Origin of the sequence: Paenibacillus sp. FSL W8-1187 (assembly GCF_037965485.1) — a bacterium.
Lineage (GTDB): Bacteria > Bacillota > Bacilli > Paenibacillales > Paenibacillaceae > Paenibacillus_O > Paenibacillus_O pasadenensis.
In genome coordinates this window covers 815,085-824,325 of the sequence record NZ_CP150181.1, presented here as the reverse complement: position 1 = coordinate 824,325, position 9,241 = coordinate 815,085, and the positions used below count along the sequence as shown (strand labels likewise).

7 protein-coding genes and 1 pseudogene are annotated in these 9,241 nt (G+C 62.7%); 1 reads left to right on the top strand and 7 read right to left on the bottom strand.

Annotation, left to right across the window (positions count from 1 at the left end):
* Positions 1 to 261: 261 nt before the first annotated feature.
* The 3 genes and pseudogenes from NYE40_RS03720 to NYE40_RS03710 form a co-directional block, all read right to left on the bottom strand.
* Positions 262 to 909 (bottom strand): amino acid ABC transporter permease, encoded by a 648-nt coding sequence (locus NYE40_RS03720; protein WP_153782766.1) that lies wholly within the window; start codon positions 907 to 909, stop codon positions 262 to 264.
* A 120-nt stretch (positions 910 to 1,029) separates the two neighbouring features.
* Positions 1,030 to 1,830, bottom strand: coding sequence for a transporter substrate-binding domain-containing protein (locus NYE40_RS03715; protein WP_028600052.1), 801 nt, complete (start codon positions 1,828 to 1,830; stop codon positions 1,030 to 1,032).
* A 398-nt stretch (positions 1,831 to 2,228) separates the two neighbouring features.
* A pseudogene (locus NYE40_RS03710) lies at positions 2,229 to 2,729 on the bottom strand (acyl-CoA thioesterase); the annotation flags it as partial.
* A gap of 184 nt (positions 2,730 to 2,913) precedes the next feature.
* Here NYE40_RS03710 and NYE40_RS03705 point away from each other — a divergent pair.
* Positions 2,914 to 3,807 (top strand): LysR family transcriptional regulator, encoded by an 894-nt coding sequence (locus NYE40_RS03705; RefSeq protein WP_153782765.1) that lies wholly within the window; start codon positions 2,914 to 2,916, stop codon positions 3,805 to 3,807.
* A 32-nt stretch (positions 3,808 to 3,839) separates the two neighbouring features.
* Here NYE40_RS03705 and NYE40_RS03700 read toward each other — a convergent pair whose 3' ends face one another.
* From NYE40_RS03700 to NYE40_RS03685, 4 genes are all read right to left on the bottom strand, one after another.
* Positions 3,840 to 5,972 carry a GH92 family glycosyl hydrolase gene (locus NYE40_RS03700; protein WP_153782764.1) on the bottom strand — a complete coding sequence of 711 codons (2,133 nt, stop codon included), beginning with the start codon at positions 5,970 to 5,972 and terminating at the stop codon, positions 3,840 to 3,842.
* A 39-nt stretch (positions 5,973 to 6,011) separates the two neighbouring features.
* On the bottom strand, positions 6,012 to 6,848 hold the full coding sequence (locus tag NYE40_RS03695; RefSeq protein WP_101808502.1) for a carbohydrate ABC transporter permease: 837 nt from the start codon (positions 6,846 to 6,848) through the stop codon (positions 6,012 to 6,014).
* 3 nt (positions 6,849 to 6,851) lie between these two features.
* Positions 6,852 to 7,754: a sugar ABC transporter permease gene (locus tag NYE40_RS03690; RefSeq protein WP_153782763.1), complete on the bottom strand. Its 903-nt coding sequence runs from the start codon at positions 7,752 to 7,754 to the stop codon at positions 6,852 to 6,854.
* An 87-nt stretch (positions 7,755 to 7,841) separates the two neighbouring features.
* The gene (locus tag NYE40_RS03685) at positions 7,842 to 9,227 is read right to left on the bottom strand and encodes a sugar ABC transporter substrate-binding protein (protein WP_153782762.1); all 1,386 of its coding nucleotides are present in this window, start codon (positions 9,225 to 9,227) and stop codon (positions 7,842 to 7,844) included.
* Positions 9,228 to 9,241: the final 14 nt, after the last annotated feature.

Here is a 9,241-nt window from a genome sequence, read left to right as displayed (position 1 = left end):
GCCTTCCTTCAGCATTCATGCCGCATTCGCGTCTTTTTTCTTCGTCCTGCCCCCCCCTTTCGCTGCTTGTCGACGGCAATAGCCACGCTTTGCGGCCCATGCCGGATATTCCCATCGTACCGTTCCTTTGAAAGCCTTTACATAGGGTAAACCTCCGCTTTTCTAAGGCAAAACGATTGGATTGGAGGCACGGTTTGACGAACGCAGGCGAAAAAAAAGACGCCTCGTCGAAGGCGTCTTTACTTCCATGCGTCCTGGCGGCTACACCCGCTTCTCCACCGCCTGCAGCGCTTTGCTCAGCAGATAGGTGAGGATGAAGTAGATGATGGCCGCGGTCATGTACGGCTCCCATACTTTGAGATACTGGCCTTTCATCGCGTTGCTCCAGTACATGAGCTCGGGCACGGCGATATAGGCGACGAGCGAGGAGTCCTTGACGAGCACGATGAACTCGTTGCCGAACGCCGGGATCATCCGCTTGACCGCCTGCGGCAGGACGACGTAGCGCATCGACTGCCAGCGCGTCAGCCCGAGCGACAGCGCCGCCTCCTCCTGGCCGGGATCGATCGACTGGATGCCCGCCCGGTAGATCTCGCCGGTGTAGGCGGCCGAGTTGAGCGACAGCGCGACGATCGCGGCGGCGAAGGCATGCGTCGTGCCCAGCACCATCGGCACGAGCATGAAGTGGGTGATCATGATCTGCAGGATGAGCGGCGTCCCGCGGAAAAAGTTGATGTAGGCGCTGGCCGGCCAGCGCAGCCACCAGCGGCGCGACATTTTGGCGAAGCTGATGCCGAGCCCGAGCAGCGCGCCAAGCGCGATGGACAGCAGCGAAATGCCGATCGTAATGCCCGTGCCCCTCAGCAGCAGGGGCAGATAGTCCCACACGATGTCGAAATCGAACTTCACAAGCCGCTCTCCCCTCTTGGATGATGAGGCGCGGGGCGGGAAGCCCAGCCGCGAAAAGAGGCATGCGCCGCAGCCTTGCGCCCGCGCATGCCTCCGATCGGTCCCTCCCGCCCGCTCGTCCTACTTGACGTTCACGAGATCGCTCGTGTCCGGCTCGACGCCGATCCACTTCTTGTACATCTCCTTGTACTCGGCGCTCGCGCGCACCTTCTCGACGGCGGCGTCGATCTTCGCCTTCAGCTCGCTCCCCTTGGGGAACATGATGCCGTAGTACTCCGGAGCGAAGTTAGTCTTGTCAAAGATGGCGTCGAACTTCTTGTCCGGATTGTTCTCGACATAAGCCTGCACGACGGCAAAGTCGGCCACGACCGCGTCGACGCCGCCCTTGTCCAGCTCGAGCAGCGCCTCGGCGTTGCTGGCGAAGCGCTTGAGGTCCGTGTTGCCGTCCCCCATGATGCCCTTCATGAGCTCCTCGGCCGTCGTCGCGCCCTGGACCGCGACCTTTTTGTCCTTCAGCTCCAGCGCGTCCTTGACTCCGGCGCCTTCCTTGGTCAGGATCATGTTCACAGACTCGAAGTACGGGATCGAGAAGTCGTACGTCTTTTTGCGGTCGTCGCTGATCGAGATCGCCGAGATCGCCGCGTCGTAGGCGCTCTTCTCGCCCTTCTCCAGATCGGCGAACAGCGGGTCCCAGCCGGTGTTCGTCAGCTCGTAGCTCAGCCCTGCTTCCTTCATGACCGCATCGAGGAAGTCGACGTCGAAGCCGACGATCTTGTCCTTGTCCATGCTCTCCATCGGCGCGTAGCTCGCATCGGTGGCGATTTTCAGCGTCTCTCCGCCGCTTGCCGCCTCGTTGCCGCCGCAGGCCGCCAGCGTCACCCCAAGCAGCGCGATCATGCCGACTGTCGTCCATTTCTTCATGAGCGATCCCCCTATGACTATCAATGTAAGAATATATAACATGATCGTACCATAGATTTTTCGGAGTTCAATCCCTGCACGCGGGTTTTGCTCAAAAAAAAGCCCGCCGGACAGCCCCGGCGGGCAAATGGACCACATTCGCGGCAGCTTGTCTACCACTCGCTGCCCCAGGCATTGGCGTACGCTTCCGTCAGGCGCGGAGCAGGCGCGTCGGCCGCCGCGAGGCGGCCGGCAGGCCGCGGACCCGCGGGCGCGCCGCTGCCGGCCGCCGGCTCCTCCCGCGGCTCGAGCCTTGCGCCCGCCGGCTCCAGCCCGGCGCGCGCCGCCGAGCGCCCGCCGACCCGCTGAGGACGGCTCGCGCGCTTCTCGTCCAGCGTCTGCTTCGCCTTGCGCAGGCTGAAGTCCGGGCCGAGCACCTCGGCGAACAGCTTGCTTTCCTTGCGCCGCACCTGGCGCGCTTGCTTGCGCTCCGCGGCCGTCTCATGCAGCCGCTGCTCCTCCAGCGTCTCCGGGATGACCGGCGCAACCTCGGCCGGACGGCCGTCCTCGCCGAGCGCGACGAACGTCAGGAACGACGTCGCGCATACTTTGCGCTCGCCGGACAGCAGATCCTCCGTGACGACGCGGACGAAAATCTCCATCGACGTCTTGTGCGCCCAGGTCACGAAGGCGGACAGGCATACCGCGTCGCCTTTTTTGACCGGGTGCAGGAAATCGACCGAGTCGGTCGAGGCGGTGACGACCGGACGGCGCGCATGGCGCGTCGCGGCGATCGTGGCGACGTCGTCGATGTAGGCCATCAGCTTGCCGCCGAAAATCGTTCCGTGATGGTTCGTGTCGGGCGGCAGCACGATCGACGCTTTGATCGTATAGGAATCGCTGGCCGGCTTGGCCGGCATCGCTTGGTGGTGGGGAATCATAGCCATAACCCTTCTTTCGTTCGGATCGGTTCCGGCCTGGACCGGAAGTGCCCTTAATTGTACACGCGATTAAACTATAGATAAAATACATATAAGGAATGGATTTCATTCCATATGTCTATAGTAAATCCGAGCGTCACGAACGAAAGGCGGAACGATTTCATTGGATATCCGGCAATTGACCTACTTCGCCGCCGTCGCCCGGCACGGCAGCTTTACAAAGGCGGCCCGCGAGCTGCATGTGACGCAGCCGACGCTGTCCAAGATGGTCCGCCTGCTCGAGGAGGAGCTGGGCGCGACGCTGTTCGACCGCTCGTCCAAGCAGATCGCGCTGACCGATGCGGGCGAGACGATCCTGCGCTCGTCGCAGGGAATCCTGCGCTCGATCGAGGCGATGGCGGCCGAGCTCGACGATCTCGCGCAGGCGCGCAAGGGCACGCTGCGGCTCGGCATTCCGCCGATGATCGGCGTGCATGTATTTCCCTCGCTGATCGAGCGGTTCCACAGCCGCTATCCGCAGATCCGGCTGCAGCTCGTCGAGCGCGGAGGCAAGCGGATCGAGGAGGAGGTCGACAGCGGCGATCTCGACGTCGGGCTCGTCATCCTGCCGATGGCCCAGCAGGAGAAGTTCCATCTGCTGCCGTGCCTGGACGAGCCGCTGCATCTCATCGCGCCGCGCGACCACTGGGCGGCGGGCCGCGAGAGCGTCGAGCTCGGCGAGCTGGCGCGGGAGCCGTTCCTGCTGTTCCGCGACGAGTTCACGCTTCATCATCTCATCCTCGACGGCTGCAGGCAGGTCGGGTTCGAGCCGGACATCGTGTTCGAGAGCTCGCAGTGGGACTTCATGGTGCAGCTCGTCGGAGCGCGGTTCGGCATCACGCTGCTGCCCGGCGGCATGCGCCGCTCGCTCGATCCGAAGCGCTTCCTCGTCATCCCGGTCGTCCGGCCGACGATGCTGTGGAGCCTCAACATGATCTGGAAAAAGGACAAGTACCTGAGCTATGCCGCGCGGGAGTGGATCGCGTTCATGCAGCAGGAATGGCCGCCGGCGACGTAAGGCGTGAGACGCAAGACGCCAGCTCAGGCCGCTCAGGATGGCGGCGCTCCGAGCCCCCAGGCGCGGTTCGGGCGCTCGCCCATCTCCAGCACGAGCTCCCCTCCCGCCGCGAGCGCGTCATGCGCGATGCGCGGCACATGCAGCGGCTCGCCGTTCAGCATCGCCGACTGGATGTACTTTCGCCGGGCCGAGGCGCCGCGCGCGGCGATGCGGAACGTCCCGCCGCCGGGCAGGGCGATGTCGATCTCCTCGAACAGCGGGCTGCCGATCTCATAGAAGGGCTTGCCCGGACAGATCGGATACAGGCCGATCGCGCTGAACGCATACCAGGACGACAGCGCTCCGTTGTCCTCGTCGCCGCACAGCCCGAGCGGATGATCGTGGTACCAGAGGTCCATGATCTGCCGCAGCCTGCGCTGCGTCTTCCACGGCGAGCGGGTGTAATTGTACAGATACGGGATATGGAACGCCGGCTCGTTGCCCTGGCAGTATTGGCCGATGAGGCCCGTGCTGTCCGGAAACAGGCCCAGGAAACGGTATTTGGCGCCGTCGTAAGGCTCCTGGAACAGCTGGTCCAGCCTCTGCTCGAACGCTTCCGGTCCGCCCATGAGGCCGATCAGCCCCTCGATGTCGTGCTGGACATGGAACGAGTAGATCCAGGCGTTGCACTCCGAGAAATAATCCCGTCCGCCGAGGCCGCCCCCGAACTTCGGATCGAACGGCTCGATCCAGCTGCCATCGGCCGCGCGCGGCGCCATGAAGCCGATGTCGGGACGATACAGATGACGGTAGTTCTGGCCCCGCTCCAGGAAATGCCGATAGTCCTCCTCCTTGCCGAGCGCCTGCGCCATCTGCGCCACGCACCAGTCGTCGTAGGCATGCTCCAGCGTCACGGCGACCGCCTGCCTCCGCTCGAAGCCGTCTACCTCGGGCACCGTCTCGGCCTCGCCGGGACGCAGCGCCGGGAAAAATCCCTGCTCCAGGTAGACCCGGTCAAGCTCGGTCAGCGGCCCGTGAACCCACGGCAGCATCGTCACTTCCATGGCGTTTTTGCGCATCGCCTCGTAGGCGAGCTCCGCATCGAAGCCGCGCAGCCCCTTGGCGTAGGCGTCCCAGATCATCGCCGCCGCATGGTTGCCGGTCATGATCGGCAGATCGCCCTGCGGATACGGGAACTGCGGCAGCCAGCCGCACTGCTGATACATGCGCAGGTAGGAGCGGATCATCGCTTCCTTGCGCTGCGGGTCGAGCAGCAGCTGCAGCGGATGGTGGCAGCGATAGGCATCCCACATCTGGTCGCGGATATAAAAGGCATCGTCGGGCAGCTCGTGCACGGCATCGTCGCAGCCGCTGTAGTAGCGGCCCTCCTCCGTCACGTCGCTCATGTTCAGGAGCGAGCGGTACAAGGCGGTATAGTACGCCGATTGCTGAGCCGCCGTGCCGCCGCGGACGGAGATGCGCCCGAGCGCGTCGTTCCATGCCGCCTCGGCGGCGGCGGCGGCCTGCTCGAGCGTCAGCGCCGCGACCTCGCGCTCGCGGTTGCGGCGCGCCTGCTCCGCATCGATCTGCGAGAGCCCGACCCGAACCTCGAGCACCCCGTCGGCGGCCGGTCCGAAGCGCAGCAGCAAGCCCCGCTTGCCGGCGCCCGACCACGGCTCGACGGACAGCGGGCGCTCGGAGAAGCGCAGCGCGGCGAACAGCGGCGCCCCGCCGAGCTTGCCGCCGACCGCCGCCTCCTCCGTCGCCGCAGCCTCGGCCGCGATGCCGTCCGGGGCGCCGAGCGACAGGACGCGGCTGCTGCCGGGCGGATAGACGAAGCGATAGATCGCCGCCTGCGCGGTCACCGCCAGCTGGACGGCGATGCCCTCGTCCTCCAGCAGCGCCTCGTAGCGATGCGGACGCGCCGTCTCCAGCTCATGGTCGTACAGCGAGCGCAGCTCCGCCGCCTGCCCGGCTTCCGCCGCGCAGGCCGGCATGAGCCAGCCGTGCCCGACCGGGAAGCCGTAGATATGATCGGCCAGATAGCGGTCCGGCATGCCCGGAGTCGTGATCGGAGCCAGCTTCATCATGCCGTGCGGCAGCGATGACACCGGCGACGTGCTGGTGAGCAGATGGCCGACGCCTCCGATATGAGGACGGACAAGCTCGGCTAGCGAATGGTTCATGATGCATTCCTCGTTTCCATGATCGGATCGGCCGTACAGTCAGCCCTTGACGCCGGTCGTGACGATGCCCTCTACGATATAGCGCTGTCCCATGAAAAAGGTAATGACGACCGGCAGCATCAGCAGCAGTCCGGCCGCGACGGATACCTGCTGGATGATCTGCTTGGAGCCGCTCGCCGTATAGCCGATCGTGCTGAGCGCGGTCGCCAGCGTATAGTTGTCCGGCCGCAAGTACATGAACGGACCCATGACGTCGTTCCAGGAGCCGTGGAAGTTCATGATCGTCACGGTCGCGACGACCGGCAGCGACATCGGCAGGAAGATGTTCCAATACGTGCGGAAGATGGAGCAGCCGTCGATGCGGGCCGCCTCCTCCATTTCGACCGGGATCGCCGAGAAGAACTGCCGGTACAGGAAGATGAAAAACGCGTTGCCGCCGATCGCCCACAGGATGAACGGCCACAGCGTATCGATCAGCCCGATCTTGAAGATGAGGATGTACGAGGGAATCTGCGTCACGATGGCCGGCAGCATCATCGTGGACAGGACGAACATGAACATGACGTTGCGTCCCGGCGCCGCGATGCGGGCGAAGGCGTATCCGACGAGCCCGCTCGACAGCGTCGACAGCACGACCGATATGACGCTGAGAATGACCGAGTTTTTGGCGTAGTTCCAAAAATCGATCAGCGTCGTGGCATCAACAAAATTTTGCAGCTTGAAGCTCGCCGGAGCGATCGTCGGCATGGCGTACCAATCGTTGAGGGCGTTGACGACCGCCAAATACATCGGAAACATGAACACGGCGGAGAAAAGAAGGAGCAGCATGTATCGAAGAGCTCGGCTCGTTTTATTCAACCCAATCGTTCCTGTCATGCGCTATCGCCCCTGATCGGTTTCATAGTAGACCCAGTATTTGCTCGTGGTGAAGACGACGATGGACAGAATCAAGATGACGACGAACAGCACCCACAGCAGCGCCATGCCGTAGGCGAATCGCTGCGTGGCGAATATTTGCTGGAAGGCATGCACCGCATACAGATAGTTCGGCTGGATCGGCCGCGACAGCATCTCGGTGCCGTTGAGCATGATCGGCTGCAGGTAGACCTGCAGGGAGCCGATGATGCCGGTAATGAAATTGAAGAAGATGACGGGCGTCATCAAAGGAAGCGTAATTTTGCGGAAGCGCTGCAAGCCGGAGGCGCCGTCGATCTGCGACGCTTCGTACAGATCCCGCGGAATGCCCTTGAGGCCTGCCAAATAGATGAGGATGCCCCCGCCGGCGCCCCAGGTCATCATGATGACGAGCGAGACGGTGGCGTAATCGTACCCGAGCCAGTTGATCTCAGGCATGCCGAACCAGCCGATGACGCTGTTCAGGATGCCTCCGTTGCTGGAGAACATCAGCTTCCACATGACGATGGCCGAGAAGATCGGCACGAGCGAAGGCAAGTAAAAGATCGTGCGGAAGACGCCCAGCCCCTTGATGCTGCCATTGAGCATGACGGCGAGCATGAACGCGACGACCAGCCCGATCGGCACGCTGAACAAGGTGAACACCAGCGTCCGCCCCAGCGCGTACATCGCATCGGAATCCGTGAACACCAGCTGATAATTGCGGAAGCCGACAAAGGACAGATCATCCATATTGAATCCGTAGTAATTGGTGAAGCTGAGATAAAAGCCGTACAAGAGCGGGAATAGTCCAAGCCCTAAAAAGATGATCAGCCAAGGCGAGATCATCGAGTAGAACGCGATCGTAGTTCTGGTCTTCTGCTTCATTCCTCTCACCTCTGAAGGGACAAGATCAAGGACGCGGGCCTAAGCTGGACCCGTCGTCCCTGACCTCGGCATGATTCATGCTGCCCGCTATTTGATGGCGTTTTTCGCTTCCTGGATGACGACGTTGGCGTCCTTGGTCATGCCCGCGACGGCTGCATCGACGGATGACTTGCCGAAGAACAGCGGCTGCGTGTATTTCTCGAAGATGCCGGAGCCTCCGTCCGACAGATAAGGGTTGACCGGCAGGAAGTCATTGGCATACTGGGACTCATCGTCCAGAACCGTCTTCAGGCGCTTGTCGAACTCGGTCGCCTGCGGCAGCTCCGTAAGCAGGTTGCTGAATGCCGGCACGCCCCAGCCTTGCTTCGAGCGGTCTTCCGCCGGCTTGCCGCCGAGGAACCATTCGAAAAAGGCGAACGCTTCGTCGGGATGCGGCGAGTTTTTGTTGATGATCGCGCCCGTCGCTCCGCCCGGAGGCGCCACGCGCTTGCCTCCCGGTGCGATCGGAGTCGGCAGCATGCCGAAGTCTTCGATATGCTTGGCCGCCTCTTCGTTGCCGCGGATGACCCCGCCATACCAGTAGCCGTTGATCATCATGGCGGACTTGTTGGCCAGGAACACATCGCCGCCGCTCGTCTGGTCGTTGTTGACCGAGTTCGGACCGACGTTCGCCTTGACGGCGTCCGTCCACATCGAGATGAAGTCCTTGACCTCCGGCAGGTTGAAGTCGACCGAGCTGAAGTCGCTTGCGTTGACGTTGACGCCTGCGCTCGCCAAATATTGCATCAGCAGGTTGAAGTTCGGCTCCGTCTTGCCCCACTCGTTGGCGGACAAGCCGTACTGAACGATCTTGTCGCCTTCCTTGATCGTCAGCTTTTTGGCGAGGTCCAGCACCTCCGGCCAGGTCAGCGGCTTGGAAGCATCCGGAACCGGCACGCCGGCCGCGTCAAACGCCTTTTTGTTGTAGAAAATGGCAAAGTCGTTGGACCAGTCCTTCGGCAGGCCGTAAATCGGGCCTTCTCCGATTTTTTTGCCGTCAAAGCGGAATACGTTCGCTACCGGCAGCAGTTGATCCCGCTTGATCACCGTGCTCTTCTCGATGCGATCCGTCAGATCGAGCGCAATGCCGCGAATGACGTACGAGGGCAGATCGAAGACGCCGCTGATCCGGAGCACGTCCGGAGCGCTGTTTGTCGCCAGCTGCGCGGCGAGCTTCGTTTTGTCCACGTCTTCCAGCTCGATCTTGATGTTGGGATGAGCCGCTTCGAATTCGGCGATCTGTTCGGGAGAGATCTCGCCCGTCCCGAATGTCGTGCGGATCGTCACGGTTTCGGCCGGCTTGCTGCTCTCGGTCGGCTTGGCGCCGTCATTGCTGGCTGCCGCGTTGTCCGCAGGCGCGTTGCCGCCGTTGTTGCCGCATGCCGCGACGACGACCATCATTGCCGCCATAGTTGCGGCCAGACGTTTCTTCATGTCTAATCCCCCTA